The 24237-nt window shown below is 64.2% G+C and carries 18 protein-coding genes, 2 tRNA genes and 3 rRNA genes; 9 read left to right on the top strand and 14 right to left on the bottom strand.

Annotation, left to right across the window (positions count from 1 at the left end; all coding sequences use genetic code 11):
- The first annotated feature begins 44 nt into the window (after nucleotides 1-44).
- On the top strand, nucleotides 45-1106 hold the full coding sequence (locus AzCIB_RS15820) for an AraC family transcriptional regulator (RefSeq protein ID WP_050416778.1): 1062 nt from the start codon (nucleotides 45-47) through the stop codon (nucleotides 1104-1106).
- Here AzCIB_RS15820 and AzCIB_RS15825 read toward each other — a convergent pair.
- Nucleotides 1074-2429, bottom strand: coding sequence for a DUF3422 family protein (locus tag AzCIB_RS15825; RefSeq protein ID WP_050416779.1), 1356 nt, complete (start codon nucleotides 2427-2429; stop codon nucleotides 1074-1076). The two genes, AzCIB_RS15820 and AzCIB_RS15825, sit on opposite strands and share 33 nt — an antisense overlap.
- Before the next feature lie 74 nt (nucleotides 2430-2503).
- Nucleotides 2504-2692 carry a hypothetical protein gene (locus tag AzCIB_RS15830; protein ID WP_050416780.1) on the bottom strand — a complete coding sequence of 63 codons (189 nt, stop codon included), beginning with the start codon at nucleotides 2690-2692 and terminating at the stop codon, nucleotides 2504-2506.
- A gap of 199 nt (nucleotides 2693-2891) precedes the next feature.
- On the opposite strand from AzCIB_RS15830, the gene gcvA reads away from it, so the two are divergent.
- Complete coding sequence (gcvA, locus tag AzCIB_RS15835) at nucleotides 2892-3818, top strand: transcriptional regulator GcvA (RefSeq protein WP_050416781.1); 927 nt, start codon at nucleotides 2892-2894, stop codon at nucleotides 3816-3818.
- A gap of 44 nt (nucleotides 3819-3862) precedes the next feature.
- Here gcvA and ocd read toward each other — a convergent pair whose 3' ends face one another.
- Entirely contained in the window at nucleotides 3863-4939 is a 1077-nt protein-coding gene (gene ocd / locus AzCIB_RS15840) for an ornithine cyclodeaminase (RefSeq protein ID WP_050418401.1), read from the bottom strand.
- A gap of 136 nt (nucleotides 4940-5075) precedes the next feature.
- Between ocd and AzCIB_RS15845 the strand changes: the two genes are divergently transcribed.
- From AzCIB_RS15845 to hutC, 6 genes are all read left to right on the top strand, one after another.
- Nucleotides 5076-5507 (top strand): Lrp/AsnC family transcriptional regulator, encoded by a 432-nt coding sequence (locus AzCIB_RS15845; RefSeq protein ID WP_050416782.1) that lies wholly within the window; start codon nucleotides 5076-5078, stop codon nucleotides 5505-5507.
- A 341-nt stretch (nucleotides 5508-5848) separates the two neighbouring features.
- The gene (gene hutI / locus AzCIB_RS15850; RefSeq protein ID WP_050416783.1) at nucleotides 5849-7087 is read left to right on the top strand and encodes an imidazolonepropionase; all 1239 of its coding nucleotides are present in this window, start codon (nucleotides 5849-5851) and stop codon (nucleotides 7085-7087) included.
- On the top strand, nucleotides 7077-8030 hold the full coding sequence (hutG, locus tag AzCIB_RS15855) for a formimidoylglutamase (protein ID WP_050416784.1): 954 nt from the start codon (nucleotides 7077-7079) through the stop codon (nucleotides 8028-8030). Before hutI ends, hutG begins: the two co-directional genes overlap by 11 nt.
- A gap of 10 nt (nucleotides 8031-8040) precedes the next feature.
- Complete coding sequence (gene hutU / locus AzCIB_RS15860; protein ID WP_050416785.1) at nucleotides 8041-9732, top strand: urocanate hydratase; 1692 nt, start codon at nucleotides 8041-8043, stop codon at nucleotides 9730-9732.
- Between the two features lie 10 nt (nucleotides 9733-9742).
- Nucleotides 9743-11329 (top strand): histidine ammonia-lyase, encoded by a 1587-nt coding sequence (gene hutH / locus AzCIB_RS15865; RefSeq protein ID WP_198149717.1) that lies wholly within the window; start codon nucleotides 9743-9745, stop codon nucleotides 11327-11329.
- An 87-nt stretch (nucleotides 11330-11416) separates the two neighbouring features.
- Complete coding sequence (gene hutC, locus AzCIB_RS15870; protein WP_157058507.1) at nucleotides 11417-12136, top strand: histidine utilization transcriptional repressor HutC; 720 nt, start codon at nucleotides 11417-11419, stop codon at nucleotides 12134-12136.
- 43 nt (nucleotides 12137-12179) lie between these two features.
- On the opposite strand, the gene AzCIB_RS15875 is transcribed toward hutC, so the two are convergent.
- On the bottom strand, nucleotides 12180-12599 hold the full coding sequence (locus AzCIB_RS15875) for a VOC family protein (RefSeq protein ID WP_050416786.1): 420 nt from the start codon (nucleotides 12597-12599) through the stop codon (nucleotides 12180-12182).
- A gap of 406 nt (nucleotides 12600-13005) precedes the next feature.
- Between AzCIB_RS15875 and AzCIB_RS15880 the strand changes: the two genes are divergently transcribed.
- The gene (locus AzCIB_RS15880; RefSeq protein WP_083447038.1) at nucleotides 13006-13956 is read left to right on the top strand and encodes a c-type cytochrome domain-containing protein; all 951 of its coding nucleotides are present in this window, start codon (nucleotides 13006-13008) and stop codon (nucleotides 13954-13956) included.
- A 26-nt stretch (nucleotides 13957-13982) separates the two neighbouring features.
- Here the strand turns inward: AzCIB_RS15880 and AzCIB_RS15885 are convergent, their stop codons facing one another.
- The 10 genes from AzCIB_RS15885 to AzCIB_RS15930 all read right to left on the bottom strand — a co-directional run bounded on the left by AzCIB_RS15885 (nucleotide 13983) and on the right by AzCIB_RS15930 (nucleotide 24165).
- Nucleotides 13983-14567, bottom strand: a complete 585-nt coding sequence (locus AzCIB_RS15885) for a plasmid pRiA4b ORF-3 family protein (protein ID WP_050415270.1) — start codon at nucleotides 14565-14567, stop codon at nucleotides 13983-13985.
- Between the two features lie 2 nt (nucleotides 14568-14569).
- Nucleotides 14570-16099 (bottom strand): IS66 family transposase, encoded by a 1530-nt coding sequence (gene tnpC / locus AzCIB_RS15890; RefSeq protein ID WP_050415269.1) that lies wholly within the window; start codon nucleotides 16097-16099, stop codon nucleotides 14570-14572.
- Nucleotides 16100-16162: 63 nt separating this feature from the next.
- Nucleotides 16163-16510, bottom strand: coding sequence for an IS66 family insertion sequence element accessory protein TnpB (gene tnpB / locus AzCIB_RS15895; protein WP_050415268.1), 348 nt, complete (start codon nucleotides 16508-16510; stop codon nucleotides 16163-16165).
- A complete protein-coding gene (gene tnpA, locus AzCIB_RS15900; RefSeq protein ID WP_083446906.1) occupies nucleotides 16507-16926 on the bottom strand; it encodes an IS66-like element accessory protein TnpA in 420 nt (139 codons plus the stop codon). The genes tnpB and tnpA overlap by 4 nt, the downstream gene beginning before the upstream one ends.
- Before the next feature lie 202 nt (nucleotides 16927-17128).
- Nucleotides 17129-17242, bottom strand: a 5S ribosomal RNA gene (gene rrf, locus AzCIB_RS15905).
- A gap of 84 nt (nucleotides 17243-17326) precedes the next feature.
- Nucleotides 17327-20210, bottom strand: a 23S ribosomal RNA gene (locus AzCIB_RS15910).
- A gap of 269 nt (nucleotides 20211-20479) precedes the next feature.
- Nucleotides 20480-20555, bottom strand: a tRNA-Ala gene (locus AzCIB_RS15915).
- Nucleotides 20556-20563: 8 nt separating this feature from the next.
- Nucleotides 20564-20640: transfer RNA gene (locus AzCIB_RS15920), tRNA-Ile, on the bottom strand.
- A 72-nt stretch (nucleotides 20641-20712) separates the two neighbouring features.
- A 16S ribosomal RNA gene (locus AzCIB_RS15925) occupies nucleotides 20713-22248 on the bottom strand.
- The 16S, 23S and 5S rRNA genes sit together here with 2 tRNA genes alongside, the layout of an rRNA operon.
- Nucleotides 22249-22698: 450 nt before the next feature.
- Nucleotides 22699-24165: a cyclic-di-GMP receptor FimW-related protein gene (locus tag AzCIB_RS15930; RefSeq protein ID WP_157058508.1), complete on the bottom strand. Its 1467-nt coding sequence runs from the start codon at nucleotides 24163-24165 to the stop codon at nucleotides 22699-22701.
- Nucleotides 24166-24237: the final 72 nt, after the last annotated feature.

Below are 24237 nucleotides of genomic sequence, written 5' to 3' on the forward strand. Positions count from 1 at the left end.
GCCAACGTGGTTGCAAATCCTGCCAAGCCACCTATGATTGGCCGATGACAACCGTGATCCCTTCCGTCGGCGACCCCACCCACGGCTCCGCCGCGACGCCTATCGCCTTCATCCGCACGATCGTTGCAGCCTACCGCCGTTATGGAATCAATCCTGCCAACGCACTGCGCGAGGCACAGATTCCGCCGGGCTCGCTCGAGAACCCGGATGCGCGCGTCACGGCGGCACAGATGGAAATCATGTCCGCAGTCGCCATGCAGGAGCTCGACGACGAGGCGCTGGGCTGGTTCTCGCGGCGGCTGCCGTGGGGCAGCTACGGCATGTTGTGCCGCGCGTCGATCACCGCGCCCGACCTCGGCGTCGCGCTCAAGCGGTGGTGCCGGCACCACCGCCTGCTCACCGACGACATCCTGCTGCACCCGAGCGAGGGCGGCGGCGTCGCGCACATACGCGTCGAGGTGCGCCGCTACCTCGGCGAGATGCATGAATTCTGCCTCGTCACCCTCCTGCGCTACCTGCTGGGCTACGCGTGCTGGGCGATCGACTCGCGCATCACGCTGCTCGCGGCGCGCTTCCCCTTCCCGCCCCCACCCCATCGCAGCGTGTATCCGCTGCTGTTCCCGGGGCCGATCCACTTCGACGCGGAACAGGCGGCGATCAGCTTCGACGCGCAATATCTGAAGCTGCCGTTGCGGCGTGACGAAGCGGCCCTGAACCAGATGCTGCGGCGCGCGTTGCCGCTGACCGTGCTGCAGTACCGCAGGGACCGCCTGCTGGTGCAACGCGTGCGCCACCTGCTGCGCGAACGGCTCGACGAAGGCGCAACCGCCGATACGCTCGCCGAGCGGTTGCACCTGTCGCCGCGCACGCTGCACCGCCAGCTCGACGAAGAGGGTGCATCGCTGCAGCAACTCAAGGACGAAGCGCGGCGCGAGCGCGCGATCGAGCTGCTGCGACGGACGAGCCGCACGGTCAAGCAGGTCGCGCTGTCGGTCGGCTTCCGTAACGAGAAGAGTTTTGCGCGCGCTTTCCGGCAGTGGACGGGGGAATCGCCGAGCGCCTTCCGCGAACGCTCAGTGGCGCTCGGCGACGGCCAGGCTGCATGAGGGAGCAGACCTCTCACCGACCCGGTGCAGGCGCGCGTGCGTGCGCCGCAGGCCGAACCAGGTCGCGCCGGCGACGAGTGGCAGCGCCAGCCCGATCGCCTGGTCAACAGGCACGTCCACGCCCCAGCCCTTCAGCGCCTTCAACGCATACGCAGCGAGCCCGATGCCGTAGTACGAGATCGCGACCACCGACAGCCCCTCGACCGCCTGCTGCAACCTCAGTTGCAGCCGCGCGCTGCGACTCAGGCTTTCGAGCACGCTCTGGTTCTGCCGCTCCTGCGCGAGATTGACGCGCGTGCGCAGCATGTCGTTGGCGCGGCTCACCTTGTGGGCGAGCGCGTCCTGCCGCGCGGCCACCGACACGCAGCTGTCCATCGCTGGCGCGAGACGCCGCTCCATGAACTCGCCTATCGTCGGCACGCCCTCGACGCGCTGCTCGCGCAGCTCGCCGATGCGCGCCTGCACGATGCGGTAGTAGGCCTGCGCGGCGCTGAAGCGATAACCGGTCGCGTGCGACATCGCACGCATGCGCGCATCCAGCCGCGAGATCTCATGCAGCAGCTGCTCGGCATCGCCGTCGATCTCGAGTTCGCATAGCCGGGTGCCGAAATCGCTGAGATCCTCTTCGATGCCGTCGAGGCGCAGGATGCCCTCGCGCGCGAGCGGCAGCGCGAGCAGCGCCATCATCAGGTAGGTCTCGATTTCGCAGATGCGCTGCACGAGCCGCCCCATCTGCGCCTCGCGCAGCCCGGTGTCGCGCACCAGGTAGCGTGAGAAGCCGTCCGGGCCGACCTGGAAGTCGGTCCAGATCTCGCCCCCGGAGAGCACGCGGCTGCCAACCAGTGGCGGCATCGGAAACAGGCCGTGCAGTCGTTCGTCGGCGAGGTCGAGCGGCTCGCCCTGCTCCGCATGGATATGCGAAGCGACGACGACCGACGCGCCGAGCGATTCGAGCCAGTCCATCGGCACGTGACGCATCGCCGTCTGCGCAAAATCCGCGCCGCCGCGCCCAGGCTCGACAAAGGTGAAGGTGGCGAATTCCGTGTGCCGCTCCCACTTGATGCGGAAGTGGCCGAAGTCGTGGAAAAAGTGCTGCGCGCCGTCCTTGGGGCCGGATACGCCGAAGCGTGCGCACAGGGCCTGCAGCGTCCGCTCATGCCAGTCGCCCCCCCGGCCGCCCCAGCCACCCACGCTCCCCTCCTCGCAATGGATCGCGAGGTGAGAGACGCGCGCCGGCGCGCCGATGACCATGAAGGGCCGGGAGTGGATCTCGCTCGCGAGCGCGAGCCGCTGCGGGTGATTCAGACTGCGGGGAAGATTCATCGCGGGATGCCGCGGCGGGCGCGCTACGCGCCGTCCAGTGCGAAGCCGACGGGCTCCGCGCGCCCGCCAACCGGTCAGTTATAGCCGAGCACGACCACCGCAGCGAGGTCGCGGCGCTCCGCCTCGACCTGGGTGTCGTAGTCCTCGCAGCGCGGATCGACGCGGCGCTTCAACCGGCTCGCGAGCTCGCTACGGATCGTCGCGCCGGCCTCGCCGGTGATGAATCCGAATTCCTTGATGGATGCCTGTTGCTGGGGAATCATTTTGCTGTCTCCGATTCGGGGGTCTTGAAAAGAAGGAAAACAATCGGCTTTCCCGGAGCGGTGCTCCGCCTTCCCTGTGCGCACCTTGGCGTCGTTTATCGTTATTGGGGTGCCGACTGGCCGATGCGAATTCTTGTGCAAGCGCCGGATATGCTCAAACGAAATAAACTACGAAGATCGTGACTCGGAGGAAGTATCCATGCGCCGGCGCATTCCCAGCATCGAGGCGCTCGTTGCGTTCGAAGCGGCCGCACGCCACCTGAGTTTCACGCGCGCGGCCGACGCGCTGTCGCTCACGCAGAGCGCGGTATGCAAGCAGATCGCCTCGCTGGAGGACCATCTCGGCGTGCCGCTGTTCAACCGCATCAAGAAGCGCATCTCGCTGACCGAGGCCGGCGCGATCTACGCGAAGCGCGTCGCCGAGGATCTCGACCGTCTCGAGCGCCATACGATTTCGCTGATGTCGCACCGCGGCGAGCGCAACGTGCTGGAACTGGCGGTGATTCCGACTTTCGGTTCGCGCTGGCTGATTCCGCGGCTCACGCAGTTCCACGCGGCCAATCCCGGGATCACCGTGAATCTGACGACGCGTTCGGATCCCTTCGTCTTCACCGAGACGCCGTTCGATGCCGCCATCCATTTCGGGTCGTCGACGTGGCCCGGCGCCATCTCGCACCCGCTGTTCGGCGAGGAGATGGTGCCGGTGTGCAGCCCCGCGCTGCTACGCGAACACCCCTGCAGCGAACCGCGTGAGCTCGCGCGACTGCCGCTGCTGCATCAGGTGAATCGCCACGCCGCGTGGCAACGCTGGTTCGAGACGGCCGGCGTGAGGGACGTGGATGCGATGAGCGGCCCGCGCTTCGACCTGTTCTCGATGCTCGTGGAAGCCGCCAGTGCGCGTCTGGGCGTGGCGCTCGTGCCGCGCTTCCTCGCGCTCAGCGAACTGGAATCGGGGCAACTGGTCATCCCGTTCGATCTGCCGCTGCGCTCCGCGATGGGCTACCACCTCGTCTATCCCGACCCACCGAGCACGAACCCGGCCCTGCGGCGCTTTACCGACTGGCTGCTGGCCGAGGCGGCGGCCTATCGCGACGACCCGCATCCCACCGCGGAACGGGTGGCGTAGCGGCAGGATACCGGGCCCGCCACGGACGGCGGGCCCGGAGTGACTCAAGCGGCCCGCAGTTCGCGGGCCGCGGCGCGCGGGACCGAGCTGACCGGCACGCTGCCGAACAGGTTCTTCGGATCGGCGAGATCGGGGATCAGCGAGATCTCTTCCTCGACACCCAGCTCGATCGCGAGATCGCGCATGAAGCGCAGCGCTGAGAAGTCCTCCAGCGCGAAGCCGACCGAATCGAACACCGTCACTTCGTCCGCGGCCACACGACCCGGAAGCTTGCCGGCGAGCACGCTCCACAGCTCCGTCACTTCGAAGTCCGCCGGCATCTGCTGCATGTCGCCCTCGACGCGCGATTGCGGCTCGAATTCGCAGAACACGCGCCCCATGCGCAGCACGTCGGCGTGCAGCTCGGTCTTGCCCGGGCAGTCGCCGCCGACGCCGTTGATATGCATGCCCGGCTCGATCATGTCGGGCGTCAGGATCGTCGCATTGGTCTTGTCGGCGGTCACGGTGGTGACGATGTCGCAGCCTTTCACGGCTTCCTTGGTACTGGCGAAGCGCTTCGCGGACAGGCCCATGCGCTCGAGGTTGCGCATCAACTTGTCGGTCGCCGCGGCATCGACGTCGAACAGGTGGAATTCGGTGATGCCCAGCAGGTGATGGAAGGCCAGCGCCTGGAACTCGCTCTGCGCGCCGTTGCCGATCAGTGCCATGCACTTGCTGTCCTGACGGGCCAGCGCGCGGGCGGCGAGCGCGGAAGTTGCGGCGGTGCGCAGCGCGGTGGTCAGGGTCAGCTCGCTGACCAGGGTCGGCGCGCCGGTATCGACATCGGCGAGCACGCCGAAGGCCATCACGGTGCTCAGGCCGAAACGATGGTTCTTCGGATGGCCATTCACGTACTTGAAGGAGTACAGCGAGTCGTCGGAGATCGGCATCAGCTCGATCACGCCGTCGTCGGAATGGTTGGCGACGCGGGCGGTCTTCTCGAAATCATTCCAGCGCAGGAAGTCCGCGCGGATGTAGTCGGCCATGCCTCGCAGGCAGGTCGCGAACCCCTTCTCCGCGACGAGCTCGGCGGCACGCTCGGCGCTCAGGAATCGGGTGGCGATGCGGTTGCTGGTTTTCATGGTGTCGTCCTCGTTGGTGTCCTGCGATTCTGTGAGGACATGATCGACCAGTTCCGTGTCAATCAAAATATCAAGAACTGTGCTATTTTGATAAAACACTGGTTATTTCGATAGACATCGCTGACGAATCGACAAAATGGACACCCTGGACCAGCAACTGATCAGCCTGCTGCGCAACGATGCGCGCATGAGCGTCGCGAACCTCGCGCACAAGTTGAAGGTGTCGCGCGGCACCGTCACCAACCGCATCACCAAGCTCGAGAACGACGGCATTATCGTCGGCTACACGGTCAAGCTCAGGCCCGATTCGCAGCCCAACGAGATCCGCGCGTGGATGAGCATCGTCGTCGCCGGCAACGAGACGCGCTCGGTGATCGCGAGCCTGCTCGGCGAACCGGGCGTCGCCGCCCTGCACGACACCAACGGGCGCTGGGACCTGCTCGCGGAATTGCGCGCGGAGAACCTCACGGAGCTGTCGAACGTACTCGAACGCATCCGGCTGATCCGCAGCATCCAGCACACCGAGACGAGCATCCATCTCGCGAGCTACCGCGGCGAGAGTTCCTGAGCATTGAAACCGGCCCCTGCTCGGGGCCCTCCTTGCGATCCGCGGTCAGTGTCGGGAATTCCCTGCCGCACCGACATTTGTCTATACATGCCACCTTCAACTCTTCAGCCCGCAAGCAACCGCACCGACGGGCGCAAGAACAGCAGCCCCCTCACTTCTCCGCCGAACCGCAAAGTCAGGCCGATCATCGCAGAATGCCGGGAAATGCAGGGATTCCTGACCGACACCAAGAGACTCCCGGACGCCTCGAGAACGCTGTCGGGGGTGGCACAAAAACTCCTTGACGCCTCCGTGTCGCGCCTCTATTGTATAGACAATTACACAAGCACGGAGACGTCGGAGTGCCCACCCCCTACCCCCGCCTGCTCTGGCGGGACGTCACGATCTTCGACGGACAACACGAATTGCCCGCCCCGATGGCGGTACTGGTCGAGAGCGGCCGCATCGCGAAGCTGTGCCGGACCGACGCCCTGACCGCCGCCGACACCGACGGCGCACGCGACATGGGGTATGGCGGCGTGATCACACCGGGCCTCGTCGACTGCCACACCCACCTCGTATTCGGCGGCAACCGTGCCGACGAATTCGCGCTGCGCCTCGAAGGCGCGAGCTACGCCGAGATCGCACAGGCCGGCGGCGGCATCCTCAGCACCGTGCGCGCCACCCGCGCAGCCTCCGAGGACGAACTCATCGCAACGACCCTGCCCCGGCTCGCCGCCTTGATGGCCGACGGCGTCACCACGGTAGAGATCAAATCCGGCTACGGGCTCACGGTCGCAGACGAGCTGAAGATGCTGCGCGTCGCGCGCCGTCTCGGTGAGCGCCTGCCCGTGCGCGTCGTCGCGACACTGCTCGGCGCCCACGCACTCCCCCCCGAATACAGCGACGACAAGGACGGCTACATCCGCCTCGTGTGCGACGAGATGATCCCGGCCGCCGCAGCCGAGGGCCTCGCCGACGCCGTGGACGTGTTCTGCGAAAGCATCGCCTTCAGCCCCGCGCAATGCGAGCGCGTCTTCGACGCCGCCGCGCGCCACGGCCTGCGCGTGAAGGCACATGCCGAGCAACTCTCGAACCTCGGCGGCGCCGCGCTCGCTGCACATCACAGGGCGCTGTCGGCCGATCACATCGAGCACCTGGATGACGGCGGCGTACATGCGATGGCCGAGGCCGGCACCGTCGCAACGCTACTGCCCGGCGCCTACCTGACGTTGCGCGAGACGCAATTGCCGCCGGTCGCAGCCCTGCGCCGCCACGGCGTGCCGATCGCGATCGCGACCGACGCCAACCCCGGCAGCTCACCGCTCTTCATGCCGACGCTGATGCTGAACCTCGCCTGCACGCTGTTCCGCCTGACGCCGCGCGAGGCGCTGGCCGGCATGACGGCAAACGGCGCCCGCGCGCTCGGCCTTGCCGACATCGGGCGCATTGCCGAAGGGTTGCGCGCCGACCTGTGCGTGTGGGACATCGCCCGCCCCACCGAGCTCGCCTATGCAGTACAGCCCGGTCGCTTGCGACAGCGCGTATTCAACGGCGAGATCACGCACGACCGCACACAGGAGGGGCACGATGAACGCTGACCGCAGCACGATGGCAAGCTGGGCCGGCCGCATCGACCCGGAACCCGACAGCCTGCGCTGGCATCAGCTCGTCCGCCCGCTCGACGCCGCCGATACGCCCGGCGTCGCCCTCATCGGCTTCGCCTGCGACGAAGGGGTGCGGCGCAACAAGGGCCGTCCCGGCGCTATCGCCGCGCCGGCGGCAATCCGCAAGGCCTTGGCAAGCCTCGCCTGGCACCGCGCAAGCCCTGCGTACGACGCCGGCAATGTCGCCTGCGACGACGGCGATCTCGACGCCGCTCAGGCACGCCTTGCCGCTAACGTCACCACACTGCTCGCCGCAGGCCACTTCCCGGTCGTCCTCGGCGGCGGCCACGAAGTCGCCTACGGCAGCTGGCAGGGCCTCGCCGCACATCTTGCCGGCACCGCCGAAGACACGCCACGCATCGGCATCATCAATTTCGACGCCCACTTCGACCTGCGCGACCCAGCGCACGCGCACTCGTCCGGCACCCCCTTCGCGCAGATCGCCGACGCCTGCGCCACGCGCGGCTGGCCATTCCGCTACGCCTGTCTCGGCGTGAGCCGCGCCGCCAACACCCGCGCACTATTCCGCCGCGCAGTCGACCTCGACGTGCTGGTGCGCGAAGACCGCGAGATCACGCCCCTGAGCCTCGACCGCATCGGTGAGCACCTCGACGCTTTCGTCGCCGCCTGCGACCACGTCTACCTCACCATCGACCTCGACGTCCTGCCCGCCTGCGAGGCCCCCGGCGTCAGCGCCCCGGCCGCGCGCGGCGTGCCGCTCCTGCTGCTCGAACCGCTCGTCGAGCGCGTGCGTGACAGCGGCAAGCTCAGGCTCGCCGACCTCGCCGAGCTCAACCCCGAATTCGACATCGACCACCGCACCGCCCGCGTCGCCGCGCGCCTGATCCACACCCTGACCCTACCCCCCCACCCGTGAGGAGACCGCGATGACCACCCCCGATCCACGCCACGACCCCAGACGCCACATCGCGGCGCCGACCGGCACGCAACGCACGTGCAAGAGCTGGCTCACCGAAGCCCCGCTGCGCATGCTGATGAACAATCTCGACGCGACCGTCGCCGAGAACCCCGCCGACCTCGTGGTTTATGGCGGCATCGGCCGTGCCGCACGCGACTGGCCGTGCTTCGACAAGATCGTCGAAGTCCTGCGCCGCCTCGAGGACAACCAGACCCTGCTGATCCAGTCCGGCAAGCCCGTCGGCGTGTTCGAGACCCACCGCGACGCCCCGCGCGTGCTGCTCGCGAACTCCAATCTCGTGCCCGCGTGGGCGAACTGGGAGCACTTCAACGAACTCGACCGCAAGGGCCTGATGATGTACGGCCAGATGACCGCGGGCTCGTGGATCTACATCGGCTCGCAGGGCATTGTGCAGGGTACCTACGAAACCTTCGTCGAGGCCGGCCGCCAGCACTACGGCGGCAGCCTCAAGGGCCGCTGGGTGCTCACCGCCGGCCTGGGCGGCATGGGCGGCGCGCAGCCCCTCGCCGCGACGCTGGCCGGCGCGTGCTCGCTGAACATCGAATGCCAGCAGTCGCGCATCGACTTCCGCCTGCGCACCCGCTACCTCGACGAACAGGCCACCGACCTCGACGACGCCCTCGCACGCATCGCGCGCCACACCCAGCGCGGTGCGGCCGTGTCGATCGGCCTGTATGCCAACGCCGCCGACATCCTGCCCGAGCTCGTGCGCCGCGGCGTGCGCCCGGACATGGTCACGGATCAGACCAGCGCGCACGACCCCCTGCACGGCTACCTGCCGATTGGATGGAGCTGGGACGAATACGTCGCGCGCGGCAAGACCGAGCCGGAAGCCGTCGTCGTCGCCGCGAAGCATTCGATGGCGGTGCACGTCCGAGCAATGCTCGCCTTCCAGCAGATGGGCGTCCCAACCTTCGACTATGGCAACAACATCCGCCAGATGGCCCTCGAGGAAGGCGTGGAAAACGCCTTCGACTTCCCCGGCTTCGTCCCCGCCTACATCCGCCCACTGTTCTGCCAGGGCATCGGCCCCTTCCGCTGGGTCGCACTGTCCGGCGATCCGGAGGACATCTACAAAACCGACGCGAAGGTCAAGGAGCTGATCCCGGACAACCCGCACCTGCACCACTGGCTGGACATGGCGCGCGAGCGCATCAGCTTCCAAGGCCTGCCCGCGCGCATCTGCTGGGTCGGCCTGAAAGACCGCGCGCGCCTCGGCCAAGCCTTCAACGAGATGGTCGCCAAGGGCGAGCTCAAGGCCCCCATCGTGATCGGCCGCGACCACCTCGACTCCGGTTCGGTCGCGAGCCCCAATCGCGAGACCGAGAGCATGCTGGACGGCTCGGACGCCGTCTCCGACTGGCCGCTCCTCAACGCCCTGCTCAACACCGCCGGCGGCGCGACCTGGGTGTCGCTGCATCATGGCGGGGGCGTCGGCATGGGCTACTCTCAACATGCGGGCGTCGTGATCGTCGCCGACGGCACGCCTGAAGCGCACGCTCGCCTCGGGCGTGTGCTGCGCAACGACCCAGCCACCGGCGTCATGCGCCATACCGACGCCGGCTACGACATCGCCCGCGACTGCGCCCGCAACAACGGCCTGGATCTGCCGATGCTCGACGCCGTGAAAGGAGCCTGAGGTGACCGAAATGACCTTCGACCCGAGCATCGAACTCACCCTCGTCCCCGGTGAGCTGACCCTCGCCCAGTTGCGCCAGGCGTACGAGCAGCCGATCCGCGTGACATTGCCCGAAGCCGCCTCCGCGGCGATCGAGCGCAGCGTCGCCTGCGTGCGCCGCGTCATCGACGAGGACCGCACCGCCTACGGCATCAACACCGGCTTCGGCCTCCTCGCGCAGACCCGCATCGCGCACGCGGACCTCGAAATCCTGCAGCGCTCGCTGGTGCTGTCGCACGCCTGCGGCGTCGGCGAGGCGCTCGACGACGCGACCGTGCGCCTGATCCTGCTGCTCAAGGTGAACAGCCTCGCGCGCGGCTTCTCCGGCATCCGGCGCAGCGTGATCGACGCCCTGATCGCACTGCTCAATGCCGGCGTGTATCCCGAGATCCCGGCGAAGGGATCGGTCGGCGCCTCCGGCGATCTCGCCCCGCTCGCTCACATGTCGCTGGTGCTCCTCGGCGAAAGCCGCGCGCGCCATCGCGGCCAATGGCTACCGGCGGTCGAGGCACTCGCGGTCGCCGGCCTCGACCCGCTCACGCTCGCCGCCAAGGAAGGCCTCGCGCTCCTCAACGGCACCCAGGTCTCCACCGCCTACGCGCTACGCGGCCTCTTCGACGCCGAAGACCTGTTTGCCGCCTCCACCGTCTGCGGCAGCCTCACCGTCGAGGCCGCGCTCGGCTCGCGCGTGCCCTTCGACACCCGCATCCATGCCGCGCGCGGGCAGCGCGGCCAGATCGACGCAGCCGCGGCCTACCGCCACCTGCTCGAGACCACCAGCGAGATCGCCCAATCGCACGTCGCCTGCGGCAAGGTTCAGGATCCCTACTCGCTGCGCTGCCAGCCACAGGTCATGGGCGCCTGCCTCACGCAGATCCGCCAGGCCGCCGAGGTGCTCGCGGTCGAAGCCAACGCGGTGTCCGACAACCCGCTGGTGTTCGCCGACCAGGACGACATCCTCTCCGGCGGCAACTTCCACGCCGAGCCGGTCGCGATGGCCGCCGACAACCTCGCGCTCGCCATCGCCGAAATCGGCGCGCTCGCCGAGCGGCGCATCTCATTGATGATGGACAAAAACATGTCCCAGCTGCCAGCCTTCCTCGTCGCCAACGGTGGCGTCAATTCCGGCTTCATGATCGCGCAGGTCACCGCCGCTGCGCTCGCCAGCGACAACAAGGCGCTCGCGCATCCGGCCAGCGTCGACAGCTTGCCGACCTCGGCGAACCAGGAAGACCACGTCTCGATGGCGCCCAACGCCGGCCGCCGCCTGTGGGCGATGGCCGACAACGTACGCGGCATCCTCGCCGTCGAATGGCTCGCGGCCTGCCAGGGTCTCGACTTCCGCGACGGACACAAAAGCTCACCGAGGCTCGAGGAAGCCCGCGCCGCTCTGCGCACGCAAGTGTCCTTCTACGACGTCGACCGCTTCTTCGCCCCGGACATCGCCGCGGCGATCGAACTGCTCGCCGCACGCGCCCTGTCCCCCCTGATGCCAACCGGACTCCTGCCGTCGCAGGCCTCAAACTCCATACCGCGGATACCAGGCACCGCCGGGTGAACGGTGCCCCGCCCTCTCATCCATATCGCATGCCAGCTGCACCTTGCCGGTTGTATCATGGCGACATCGCATCAGCCGCAAAAAGGAATGGCCGTGGCCAGCCCCACCCCCCGCTACCGCCAGATCGAAGAATTCCTGCTCGAAAAAATTCGCAGCGGCGCATATCCGATCCATCATCAGATTCCGCCAGAGGAACAGCTCGCCCGCGACTTCCGCGTCAGCCGCATGACCGCCAACAAGGCGATCCGCGATCTCGTGCAAGGCGGCTACCTCGTGCGCCAGCCGGGCCTCGGCACCTTCGTCACCGACCGCAAGGCCGAATCCTCGCTGCACGAAGTCCTCAACATCGCCGCCGAAGTCCGCGGCCGCAACAACACCTACAGCAATACGGTGCTGCGCTGCGAAGCCATCGAGGCCGACGACGAAGTCGCCCTGCGTCTCGGCGTGCGCCTCGGCACGCGCGTCTTCCACACGACGATGGTGCATCGCGAGAACGACATCCCGATCCAGTTCGAGGAGCGCTTCGTCAATCCGAAGTGGGTCCCCGACTACCTCGACACCGATTTCTCGCGCCACACGCCGAACGAAGTCCTCGTTGCCGCCTGCCCGATCTCCGACGTCGAGCACGTGGTCGAAGCCGTCCTCGTAGACGCACAGACGGCTGCCGCGCTCGACACCACGACCACCACCCCCTGCCTGCTGATGATCCGCCGCACCTGGTCCGACGAACACCTCATCAGCTACGCGCGACTCACCCACCCGGGCGACCGCTACAAGCTGCGTTCCACGATGCGCAACCGGCCCTGACGCCGGCTCGCCGGACATCGGCACGCGCGCTGGCGGCGCGTACTCACTCCTCGGGCGTCGCCATCACCATCCACGAAACCCCAAAGCGGTCGGCGAGCATCCCGAAGCGCGGCGACCAGAAGGTCTTCTCGAGCGGCATCTGCACCCTCCCGCCGTCGGCCAGCGCCTCAAACACCCGCTCGACCTCTGCGACGTCGGGCAGACTCACCGTCAGTGCAAACCCCTGGAAACCCGGCTGCCCGGAGCACTGACCATCCGACACCATCACCTGAGTGTCGCCGAAACTCAAGTTCGCGTGCATCACCTTGTCGTCGGATCCCGGCGGCAGGGTACCCGGCGGCGGTGGATCCGGACTTTCTCGAAAGCGCATCAGCATCGTCACCTCAGCGCCGAGCACCGTGCGATAAAACGCAATCGCCTCCTCGCAACGGCCATCGAAGAACAGATACGGCTGAACCTGCATCTCACACCTCCTCGCGGAACGCGACAACGACCGCGCGCCGGCAGCTGCCGCGACAGGCTCCCCACGGCGGCCCTGCGCTCATCGAAGCTGACGCTACGTTGCGTTATATGCACCAGACCCGCTCACTGCAACCTCCAATCTGTGACAGTTCTCACGTCATCGCCTGCGCAAGGTTCCGACACACGGAATCGACCCAGCGAACGATGTGTCAGAGTACGAGAGCCAGGAGAAGACCTGCCGAAAACGAATTCCGAACTCAACCCGCTCACCGGAATCGCCCTCCGTGCGGCATTCATGCCTACGACCGGCGCGAAGCAGGCAGCAAACCAAACCGTTGCGCCCACACGTGCAGCTGAACGCTCGACCCGATATACAGAAAATACCCACCGAACGCACCGAACCCGGCATGACACGATCACAACCCTCGCTTGCGACACGCACAGTGAAGCGCCGCGACAGCATCGGACTCGAACCGCCCCCCTGCCTCGGGCCGCTCGCACGATACCTCCTCGCGCTTGCAGCATCGAATCCCGTCGCGGTCGCAGCGGTCGCCTACGACGACGTGTCCCCCATCCTCCAAGCACACTGCATCATGTGCCATGCCGGCGCTGCCGCCCCACTCGGCCTCCGCCTCGACAGTTACGACGCGCTGATCAAGGGGAGCAGCCGCGGCCCCGTCGTCAAATCCGGAGCCCCTTCCGATAGCGAACTCGTCCGTCGGATACGCGGCACGAGCACGCCACGCATGCCGATGACCGGCCCTCCGTTCCTCACCGACGCCGAGATCGCGACCTTCGAACGATGGATCGCCGACGGTGTTCCCAAAGGCGAAACCCGTTCGAGCGACGGCGGCACGGAAAGCCCCCGCGAACGTCCCGCAGCTGGTGCGCCCGTCACCTACCGGCATGTTGCCCCGATTTTCGCAACCCGCTGCGCGAAGTGCCACGCCGACAAGGGCCAGATGGGCCCGGCGCCGGAAGGCTACGTCCTGACCTCCTATGAATCGACGCTCTCCGCCTCGGACCGCGCTCGCATCATTCCGGGCCAGCCCGGCGCCAGCGAACTCATGCGCCGCATCCGCGGTCACGCCCGCCCGCGTATGCCGTACGACGGCCCGCCCTACCTCGGCGACGACGAGACTCGACTCATCGAAGACTGGATCGCCCAAGGTGCCCGCGACAGCAAAGGCACGGCGGCAAGCCTGCCTGCAGGCGCCCAGTTGCGCCTGCACGGAACACTCCGGCCAGCCTGGCAACTCGACGGGCTTCCGCTTATCGTCCGTTCTGAGACTCGAATCGACAAATCGCCGCGGGCCGGCGACTACATCGAAGTGCGCGGCTACGTGGGTTATGAGTAAGCGTCCGCCCGAGACCGTCTTGACGCTCAGACCTTGATTTTGTGGAGGCGCAGATCGACCGCCGCGATGTCGAAGGCGGCCGGATCGAACGGTGCGCCGTACCATTCGAGCATGTCGTGGTGTTCAGGATGGTCCGGATCGGCCATTGCCGCGACGAAGTCGGCGTAGCCGGGTGCGCCGCCGACATCCTCAGGCGGGGTGGCGTTGGCGCCGCCAAGGCAGAGCGCCGTATCGAAGAGCGAGTCGGGTGGTAGGCGGCGTTCGACCTTGATGCGATGCTCCCAGTCGTCACCGAAGTCGTAGACGTAGCGGAAGGATTTGGCGCCGCCGAGCGCGGTCGCGAGCCGCACGCGTTGTTCGTTGCGAACGGGCTCGAAGTCGTAATCGGGATCGGGGACGCCATAGCGCTCGCCGGTGATCTCGAACTCGTGCAGATGGCAGTCGTGCCAGCCCATCACGGCCTGGATGACCTGATGCAGCTTCGGCAGCGTGATGGTTTCCGGGACCGCCACCCGACGCCAGATGGCCGGCTTGATCCTGGCTAGCTCGATCCGCAGTTGCAGCAGATGCGGCGCGGGTCGCGCCTTGGGAAGTCGTACAACAGTGCCCATGGTCAGGCGGCCTTGCGCAGGGGGTCGGATTGGTCGCGGCCCAGATTCCAGGGCAGCAAGTCTTCGATCCGGTTGATCGGATGCTCGGCGATGCGTGCCAGCACGTCGCGTAGATACGCTTCCGGGTCGAGATCGTTGAGTTTGGCGGTGCCGATCAGGCTGTAGAGGGTCGCCGCGCGATTGCCTCCGGCATCCGAACCGCCGAAGAGGAAATTCTTTCTTCCCAAGGCCACCGCGCGCAGGGCGCGTTCGGCGGCATTGTTGTCGATTTCGATGCGACCGTCGTCTGCGTAGCGGACGAGCGCCTGCCAGTGGTTCAGGCCGTACTGGATCGCCTCGCTGATGCCGGACTTGCGCGACACGCGCCGGCTCTGCGCTTCCAACCAAGCCCGCAAATCCTCCAGTAATGGACGCGCCTGGGCCTGCCGCACCACGCGGCGGATCGGCGGGAGTTCGCCGCGGACGCTCGCTTCGATCGCGTAGAGTTGACCGATCCGCGCGAGCGCCTCGGCAGCGATCGGCGAAGCCTGTGCCCGGTGCACATCGAAGAACTTGCGTCTCAGATGGGCCCAGCAAGCGGCTTCCTGCACCTGCCCAGTCGCATAAATCGCATTGAAACCCGCATAGGCGTCGGCCTGCAGGATGCCGCAGAAGGCGCGAAGATGGCGCTGCGGGTGCTCGCCCTTGCGATTGGGCGAGTACGCGAACCACACCGCCGGAGGGTCATTGCTACCCGCCGGGCGATCGTCGCGTACGTAAGTCCATAACCGGGCAGTCTTGGTCCGTCCTTCGCCGGGCGCGAGCACCGGCAGCGGGGTGTCGTCGGCATGGACCTTGTCGGCGGCGAGCACGTAGCGGCGCAGCGCCTCGACCAAGGGCGCGAGCAGTTGTGCCGATTGCCCGACCCAGTCGGCGAGCGTCGAGCGGTCGAGCTCGATGCCCGAGCGAGCATAGATGGCGCTCTGCCGATACAACGGCAGGTGGTCACAGAACTTGCCCACCAGCACATGCGCGAGCAAGGCCGGCCCGGGCAGTCCGCGTTCGATCGGCCGCGCGGGTGCAGTCGCCTGCACGATGCACTCGCAACGCGAGCAGGCGAGCTTCGGGCGCACGTGCCGGATGACCTTGAAGTGGGCCGGCACGTACTCGAGCATCTCCGAGACGTCCTCGCCGAGCTTCACGAAGGTGCTGCCGCAGTCGGGGCAGTCGCCTTCGGCGGGCGCATGCTCGACCGTCTCACGCGGCAGGTGATCGGGCAAGGGTTTGCGGGCGGGGCGTTTCGGTGACGACGCTGTGCCGGCGGTCGTGTCCGGCGAGACGTCTGCAGCGGCTTCGCGCCGGGCAGTCTCGATGCCCTCAAGGGCGAGTTCGAGCTGGGCGAGCGTGCCGTCTAATTGTTCCGAGCGGCGACCGAACTGCATCCGGCGCAGCTTGGCAATGATGAAGTTCAGGCGCGCGATCTCGGCCTGCTGGGCCGTCACCAGGGCCTTGAGCACAGCCTGGTCATCGGGAAGGGGCGTCGTCGCGTGCATGACGTGAGTCTACGCGATGCCGTGGCGTGTGAACAGCCTCCGGGGGGCGGCATGCTCCGATCTTCAGGCCGCGCAGTCGGGCTGCCAGGTCCGCTCGGGCCGACGCCAGTCGATGCCTTCGAGCAGCATCGACAGCTGCGCTGCGGTCAGATGCACCGCCCCCGCGGTCGCCTGCGGCCAGATGAAGCGCCCCCGTTCGAGGCGCTTCGCGAACAGGCACAGCCCGTCGCCGCTCCACCACAGCAGTTTCACGAGATCGCCCCGCCGCCCGCGGAAGATGAAGACGTGCCCGGAGAACGGGTTCTCAGTGAGCGCCCCTTGCACGATCGCCGCCAGACCGTCCATGCCGCGACGCATGTCGGTCACGCCGGCCACAAGCCAGATGCGCGTGCCTGCCGGCAAGCCAATCATGCCCGCTCGGCCAGACAGTCGAGGACCGTACGCAGTGCGTCGCGACTGACCTCGCCGAGCACCCGCACGGTCGCGCCGCCGATAACGATCTCGAGCGCGGCTGCCGGCTTGACGCTCTTCGACGCCAACTGCAGGCCGACTGTCGGCGACACGGTCATCACCGGCAGCAGTTTCGGCGCTTCACCCACACGCGGCCGAGGGGCCGCGTGATGCGCCGGGCCCGGCTCGCCGAACCACCCGGCACGGTAGTGACGACGCCATTTGAACAGCAGGTTCGCGTTGATGCCGTGTTCGAGGGCGAGCTTAGCCACCGAGACCCCCGGCTCGCAGGCGAGCGCGGCAAGGTGGCGTTTGAAGTCGATCGGGTAGTTCGGCCGCCCCTTGCGGGTCACCCGGGTGATGCTATTCGTGGCCAAAGTGGTCCCCACCAGAAATTTGGTGGGCACCACTCTGGGCGATCCCTGTCACCAACGAAAGACGGTGATGGGCGGACGCTTACGGTTATGACAGCGCAATCGTGATCGAACGAATCCGGTCGCGCTGAACGGAGGGTGAATCTGGTAGACGTAAAAAAGCCGCTGCCCTGGAGTAGGGAAGCGGCTTTTTTGGAGTGGGGTAGTCTGACGATGACCTACTTTCGCACTCACGAAGAGCACTATCATCGGCGCGGTCCTGTTTCACTGTCCTGTTCGGGATGGGAAGGAGTGGTTCCGGGACGCTATGGTCGTCAGACTGTAAGGGGTCACAAAGTGGAGAAGTAGAGTGTGTGGGAGTGTGATTGTTTAGCGTGTTGAGTTCGCTGTGATCCAGGGTTATAGGATCAAGCCTCACGGGCAATTAGTATCGGTTAGCTTAACGCATTACTGCGCTTCCACACCCGACCTATCAACGTTGTAGTCTTCAACGACCCTTCAGGGGGCTCGAGGCCCCGGGGAAGTCTCATCTTGAGGCGAGTTTCCCGCTTAGATGCTTTCAGCGGTTATCTCTTCCGTACTTAGCTACCCGGCGATGCGACTGGCGTCACAACCGGTACACCAGGGGTACGTCCACTCCGGTCCTCTCGTACTAGGAGCAGGTCCTCTCAAACTTCCAGCGCCCACGGCAGATAGGGACCAAACTGTCTCACGACGTTTTAAACCCAGCTCACGTACCACTTTAAATGGCGAACAGCCATACCCTTGGGACCGGCTACAGCCCCAGGATGTGATGAGCCGACATCGAGGTGCCAAACTCCGCCGTCGATGTGAACTCTTGGGCGGAATCAGCCTGTTATCCCCAGAGTACCTTTTATCCGTTGAGCGATGGCCCTTCCATACAGAACCACCGGATCACTATGACCTGCTTTCGCACCTGCTCGACTTGTCGGTCTCGCAGTCAAGCCGCCTTTTGCCATTGCACTATCAGTACGATGTCCGACCGTACCTAGGCGACCTTCGTACTCCTCCGTTACCTTTTGGGAGGAGACCGCCCCAGTCAAACTGCCTGCCATGCACGGTCCCCGACCCGGATTCACGGGCCAAGGTTAGAACCTCAACGACACCAGGGTGGTATTTCAAGGTTGGCTCCACGAGAACTAGCGTCCCCGCTTCAAAGCCTCCCACCTATCCTACACAAGTCCCGTCAAAGTCCAATGCAAAGCTACAGTAAAGGTTCATGGGGTCTTTCCGTCTAGCCGCGGGTAGATTGCATCTTCACAAACATTTCAACTTCGCTGAGTCTCAGGAGGAGACAGTGTGGCCATCGTTACGCCATTCGTGCAGGTCGGAACTTACCCGACAAGGAATTTCGCTACCTTAGGACCGTTATAGTTACGGCCGCCGTTTACCGGGGCTTCGATCAAGAGCTTGCACCCCATCACTTAACCTTCCGGCACCGGGCAGGCGTCACACCCTATACGTCCACTTTCGTGTTTGCAGAGTGCTGTGTTTTTAATAAACAGTCGCAGCCACCGATTCTCTGCGGCCCCTTCGCCCTTCGGATGTACTCCTACAAGCTAGTGGGGCATACCTTCTCCCGAAGTTACGGTATCAATTTGCCGAGTTCCTTCTCCTGAGTTCTCTCAAGCGCCTTAGAATTTTCTTCCTGCCCACCTGTGTCGGTTTGCGGTACGGTCGATTTTAGACTGAAGCTTAGAGGCTTTTCCTGGAAGCATGGTATTAGTCACTTCGGTCTCAAAGAGACCTCGTCATCACGCCTCAGCTTAGCTCCGCGGATTTGCCTACGGTGCACGCCTACACGCTTAAACCGGGACGTCCAACACCCGGCTGACCTAACCTTCTCCGTCCCCCCATCGCATCTAAAATCGGTACAGGAATATTGACCTGTTTCCCATCGACTACGCATTTCTGCCTCGCCTTAGGGGCCGACTCACCCTGCGTCGATGAACGTTGCGCAGGAAACCTTGGGCTTTCGGCGAGGGTGCTTTTCACACCCTTTATCGCTACTCATGTCAGCATTCGCACTTCCGATACCTCCAGCATCCCTCTCGAGACACCTTCGCAGGCTTACGGAACGCTCCCCTACCATCTCTTTCGAGATCCGCAGCTTCGGTTCATGGCTTGAGCCCCGTTACATCTTCCGCGCAGGACGACTCGACTAGTGAGCTATTACGCTTTCTTTAAAGGGTGGCTGCTTCTAAGCCAACCTCCTAGCTGTCTATGCCTTCCCACTTCGTTTCCCACTTAGCCATGTATTTGGGACCTTAGCTGGCGGTCTGGGTTGTTTCCCTCTTGTCCCAGGACGTTAGCACCCCAGGACTGTCTGCCGTATATCACTTTGCGGTATTCGGAGTTTGCTATCGCGGGGTAGATCGCAGTGACCCCCCCAACGATTACAGTGCTCTACCCCCGCAAGTGTCCGTACGACGCACTACCTAAATAGTTTTCGGGGAGAACCAGCTATTTCCGGATTTGTTTAGCCTTTCACCCCTATCCACAGCTCATCCCCTAATTTTTCAACATTAGTGGGTTCGGACCTCCAGTACCTGTTACGGCACCTTCATCCTGGCCATGGATAGATCATCCGGTTTCGGGTCTACGCCCAGCAACTATGTCGCCCTTATCAGACTCGGTTTCCCTACGCCTCCCCTATTCGGTTAAGCTCGCTACTGAACGTAAGTCGCTGACCCATTATACAAAAGGTACGCAGTCACCCCACAAGGAGGCTCCCACTGTTTGTATGCATGCGGTTTCAGGATCTATTTCACTCCCCTCCCGGGGTTCTTTTCGCCTTTCCCTCACGGTACTGGTTCACTATCGGTCGATCACGAGTATTTAGCCTTGGAGGATGGTCCCCCCATCTTCAGACAGGATTTCTCGTGTCCCGCCCTACTTGTCGCACGCTCAGACCCGCCACCTACTTTTCGCATACGGGACTATCACCCTGTATTGTCGGACTTTCCAGACCGTTCTGCTAAATAGATGGTTTAGTCGTGCAGGCTACTCCCCGTTCGCTCGCCACTACTTGGGGAATCTCGGTTGATTTCTGTTCCTGCGGCTACTTAGATGTTTCAGTTCGCCGCGTTCGCCTCCTCTGGCCTATGTATTCAGCCAGGGATACTCCCGAAGGAGTGGGTTTCCCCATTCGGACATCGGGGGATCAAAGCTCCATTGCCAGCTCCCCCCCGCTTTTCGCAGGCTTGCACGTCCTTCATCGCCTGTGATCGCCAAGGCATCCACCACATGCACTTAGTCGCTTGATCCTATAACCCTGGACCCTGTCGCCAGGGACCCAGTCATAGGCGAACTCACGCTTGTGCGCAACCGCCTGCTGCTGGTTCAAAGCGCAGACGATTGCAATGCAATCACACAACCCATGTTCAACCCCTGTCTTCACGCGCCGCTGACACAGCGCAACAGAGATTGCACACTTTACTTCTTCCACTTTGTTAAAGAACACTGGCACCAAGGCCTAAGCACTGCACACGACCGTGCACACTGCTTAGCCCTACAGTCGAGCCCACCGAAGCGTTGGTGGAGGATGACGGGATCGAACCGACGACCCCCTGCTTGCAAAGCAGGTGCTCTCCCAGCTGAGCTAATCCCCCTCGTTCGGTGGTGGGTCTGGTTGGGTTCGAACCAACGACCCCCGCCTTATCAAGACGGTGCTCTAACCAGCTGAGCTACAGACCCTCGTCATCTCGAGGCTCGTGCCTGAACAACCGATAAGTTGTGGATACTTGGTCAGATGCGACCTGTCTCTTGAAAGGAGGTGATCCAGCCGCACCTTCCGATACGGCTACCTTGTTACGACTTCACCCCAGTCATGAATCTCACCGTGGTAAGCGCCCCCCCGAAGGTTAAGCTACCTACTTCTGGTGAAACCCACTCCCATGGTGTGACGGGCGGTGTGTACAAGACCCGGGAACGTATTCACCGCAGCATGCTGATCTGCGATTACTAGCGATTCCGACTTCACGTAGTCGAGTTGCAGACTACGATCCGGACTACGATCGGCTTTAAGGGATTGGCTCCAGCTCGCGCTTTGGCAGCCCTCTGTACCGACCATTGTATGACGTGTGAAGCCCTACCCATAAGGGCCATGAGGACTTGACGTCATCCCCACCTTCCTCCGGTTTGTCACCGGCAGTCTCGCTAAAGTGCCCAACTAAATGATGGCAATTAACGACAAGGGTTGCGCTCGTTGCGGGACTTAACCCAACATCTCACGACACGAGCTGACGACAGCCATGCAGCACCTGTGTCCTGGTTCCCGAAGGCACTCCCTGATCTCTCAAGGATTCCAGGCATGTCAAGGGTAGGTAAGGTTTTTCGCGTTGCATCGAATTAATCCACATCATCCACCGCTTGTGCGGGTCCCCGTCAATTCCTTTGAGTTTTAACCTTGCGGCCGTACTCCCCAGGCGGTCGACTTCACGCGTTAGCTGCGTCACTCAGTGAGTTACCTCTCCGAACGACTAGTCGACATCGTTTAGGGCGTGGACTACCAGGGTATCTAATCCTGTTTGCTCCCCACGCTTTCGTGCATGAGCGTCAGTATCGGCCCAGGGGGCTGCCTTCGCCATCGGTGTTCCTCCACATATCTACGCATTTCACTGCTACACGTGGAATTCCACCCCCCTCTGCCGTACTCTAGCCGTGCAGTCACAAGCGCAGTTCCCAGGTTAAGCCCGGGGATTTCACACCTGTCTTACACAACCGCCTGCGCACGCTTTACGCCCAGTAATTCCGATTAACGCTCGCACCCTACGTATTACCGCGGCTGCTGGCACGTAGTTAGCCGGTGCTTCTTCTGACAGTACCGTCATCCACCCCCCGTATTAGGAGGGGCGTTTTCTTTCCGTCTGAAAGAGCTTTACAACCCGAAGGCCTTCTTCACTCACGCGGCATGGCTGGATCAGGGTTGCCCCCATTGTCCAAAATTCCCCACTGCTGCCTCCCGTAGGAGTCTGGGCCGTGTCTCAGTCCCAGTGTGGCGGATCATCCTCTCAGACCCGCTACGGATCGTCGCCTTGGTAGGCCTTTACCCCACCAACTAGCTAATCCGACATCGGCCGCTCCAATCACGCGAGGTCTTGCGATCCCCCGCTTTCCCCCTCAGGGCGTATGCGGTATTAGCTACGCTTTCGCGTAGTTATCCCCCATGACTGGGCACGTTCCGATGCATTACTCACCCGTTCGCCACTCGCCGGCAGGCCGAAGCCCCCGCTGCCGTTCGACTTGCATGTGTAAAGCATGCCGCCAGCGTTCAATCTGAGCCAGGATCAAACTCTTAAGTTCAATCCAACAAAGTACTCAAAGAATCATTACTGACATCTGTGAGCACTCAATCTTTGCAACATTAAAACTGCCGAAGCAGTTCGGTCGCGCCAACCAAGCACCCACACTTATCGGTTGTCCAATTTTTTAAAGAACCGCTGCCGAAGCAGCGAGAAAGAGATTCTGACAAACTTCACTACTTTCGTCAAGCACCGCAGCAAACTTTTTTAAATCCGCTGCCGCACCACCCTCTCTTTCCTACCCTCCACCGCCGCCGCACTTTCCGCCGCAGCGCTGAAGAGGCGCGAATTATATAGACCTCAAACACGCCGTCAAGCTGTTTGCGGAAAAGTTTTCTTTCCGGCGAGATTTCCCGGAGCAGGTGCTGCACGAAGGAAGATGGGGAGGCGCCCCGCGCACGTCGACGCAGGTATATCGCTGGCGCCCTCGTATGGGCTCGGGAGCGGTCTCTTAGAGAACCTGGTAAACGCGAAGCTCGAAGCCATCGCCCGTGTAGGACGCATCGAGCGGTTTGAGTTTTTGCACGGTGCCGTTGCCGGTAACAAAGAGGGGAACGGTGGGTGCGCCGAGCGCGCGCAAGGGCGCGATGATCCGCACGGCCTCGCCGCGCAGCAGCGGGTCGCACAGCAGCACTTCGGCGGGCCGGCGCCCGTCATCGACATGGGCAAGTACCGGCTTGCGCGACAGCACCTCCAGACCAAGGTGCGTCTCACCTTCATCGTGGTCCCAGGCTCGCCTCACCAATGCCAGTTGCCACCCCTGCCCATCGACGGGATGGATCCCAACGAGTTGGCCGACGCAGACCGCTTCGTTCGCAGCGACCGCACCGAGCCCGCCACGGCTGAGATCGCGGAGTTGCCATTCAGCGCGGCGCACCCCTTGCTCTCCCCGGAATATCTTCCGAAGCTCATCGATGCCGGCAACCGCTGCGAGCGTTCCCGTAATCAGGTGGCGTCTGTGACGCCTGACGGGCGGGGTGACCGACCAGTGCTGCAGAAGATGATCCAGCGCTCGGAGGCGAAGGGATGAAGCTTCGGCGTCAGCCGCGGAGGCCGGGGACTGCGTGTCCGCAATAGCACGGGCCCTCGCCTCGCGGAACATTTCGGACGCGAACCCGGGTGAGAAGAACCAGGCTCCCTCGGCCGTCTCTGAAATGCCGACGAGTCTGCGCGGCACGCCGCCTTGCGGATCGACAAAATGGGTGGCCCCCGCGAAAGCTCCGGGCTCGAATCGCAGAGCGGGCACGGACAGGCGCAACAGCCGATCCACCGCAGCCAACAGCTGCGGCGCAAGCAGGTCGAGCGATACCGTGCACGCCGCGAGCGCTCTGATGTAATGAAAGTCGACGGATTCTTCGGAAGGAATTACCACCGGCACCGGACGTGCAGTCGAGGAGCAGGGGTCGCCTGCTGCATGCATGAAGGCCATTCCCAGCCATTGCCACAGATGCGGATGCGGCGGCCCCCCGCTGCACCGCTCCCATATCACCCGTTCGGCACCCACACGGACAAGGCGCAGACGGAGGTCGGCGATGGCGTTGCGCTCGAGGACGCCTTCCCGCCCCGCGCCGTATGCATTCAGGCAGCGTTCGAGCTGATCGAGCAGAGCCCCGGAAATGTCGCGCGCCGCATGTAGCAGGGGGCGGCAGTCCCGCCGGTCTTCGAGCGTTGCGAGCGTTTCGCGAACACGCGCAACGCAGCCTTGAATGACTTCTTCCAGACCTGAAATGATTCGGTGGTGATTTGCGAGATCGGTCGCGTCCTGCCGCGAAAATTTCGCCAGCTCGCGTTGGAGCGTCGTGATTTCGCGCAGCAGCTCGGATAGTTTCGCGTAATCCGCTCCGGCGCGTGCTGAGGCACGACCTGCCTGCGTCCGGGCGATGATCGGTTCCTGTGGCACGCTGGCTCCCCGGATCACCACGCAATCTCCATAAGCTGACCGACCGCCGCGACCCGGCGGTTTTGTAACAAGGCTAACACAGGCCCGCGA

Origin of the sequence: Azoarcus sp. CIB (assembly GCF_001190925.1) — a bacterium.
Lineage (GTDB): Bacteria > Pseudomonadota > Gammaproteobacteria > Burkholderiales > Rhodocyclaceae > Aromatoleum.

Excerpts from the sequence above, each read along its gene's own strand:
- AzCIB_RS15845 (WP_050416782.1), top strand. The coding sequence starts at position 5,076 with ATGGACACCCTGGACCAGCAACTGATCAGCCTGCTGCGCAACGATGCG.
- ocd (WP_050418401.1), bottom strand. The coding sequence starts at position 4,939 with ATGAAAACCAGCAACCGCATCGCCACCCGATTCCTGAGCGCCGAGCGT.
- hutU (WP_050416785.1), top strand. The coding sequence starts at position 8,041 with ATGACCACCCCCGATCCACGCCACGACCCCAGACGCCACATCGCGGCG.
- AzCIB_RS15875 (WP_050416786.1), bottom strand. The coding sequence starts at position 12,599 with ATGCAGGTTCAGCCGTATCTGTTCTTCGATGGCCGTTGCGAGGAGGCG.
- hutG (WP_050416784.1), top strand. The coding sequence starts at position 7,077 with ATGAACGCTGACCGCAGCACGATGGCAAGCTGGGCCGGCCGCATCGAC.
- AzCIB_RS15885 (WP_050415270.1), bottom strand. The coding sequence starts at position 14,567 with ATGGGCACTGTTGTACGACTTCCCAAGGCGCGACCCGCGCCGCATCTG.
- tnpC (WP_050415269.1), bottom strand. The coding sequence starts at position 16,099 with ATGCACGCGACGACGCCCCTTCCCGATGACCAGGCTGTGCTCAAGGCC.
- AzCIB_RS15820 (WP_050416778.1), top strand. The coding sequence starts at position 45 with ATGACAACCGTGATCCCTTCCGTCGGCGACCCCACCCACGGCTCCGCC.
- AzCIB_RS15830 (WP_050416780.1), bottom strand. The coding sequence starts at position 2,692 with ATGATTCCCCAGCAACAGGCATCCATCAAGGAATTCGGATTCATCACC.
- hutC (WP_157058507.1), top strand. The coding sequence starts at position 11,417 with ATGGCCGTGGCCAGCCCCACCCCCCGCTACCGCCAGATCGAAGAATTC.
- AzCIB_RS15880 (WP_083447038.1), top strand. The coding sequence starts at position 13,006 with ATGACACGATCACAACCCTCGCTTGCGACACGCACAGTGAAGCGCCGC.
- AzCIB_RS15825 (WP_050416779.1), bottom strand. The coding sequence starts at position 2,429 with ATGAATCTTCCCCGCAGTCTGAATCACCCGCAGCGGCTCGCGCTCGCG.
- gcvA (WP_050416781.1), top strand. The coding sequence starts at position 2,892 with ATGCGCCGGCGCATTCCCAGCATCGAGGCGCTCGTTGCGTTCGAAGCG.
- hutH (WP_198149717.1), top strand. The coding sequence starts at position 9,743 with ATGACCTTCGACCCGAGCATCGAACTCACCCTCGTCCCCGGTGAGCTG.
- tnpB (WP_050415268.1), bottom strand. The coding sequence starts at position 16,510 with ATGATTGGCTTGCCGGCAGGCACGCGCATCTGGCTTGTGGCCGGCGTG.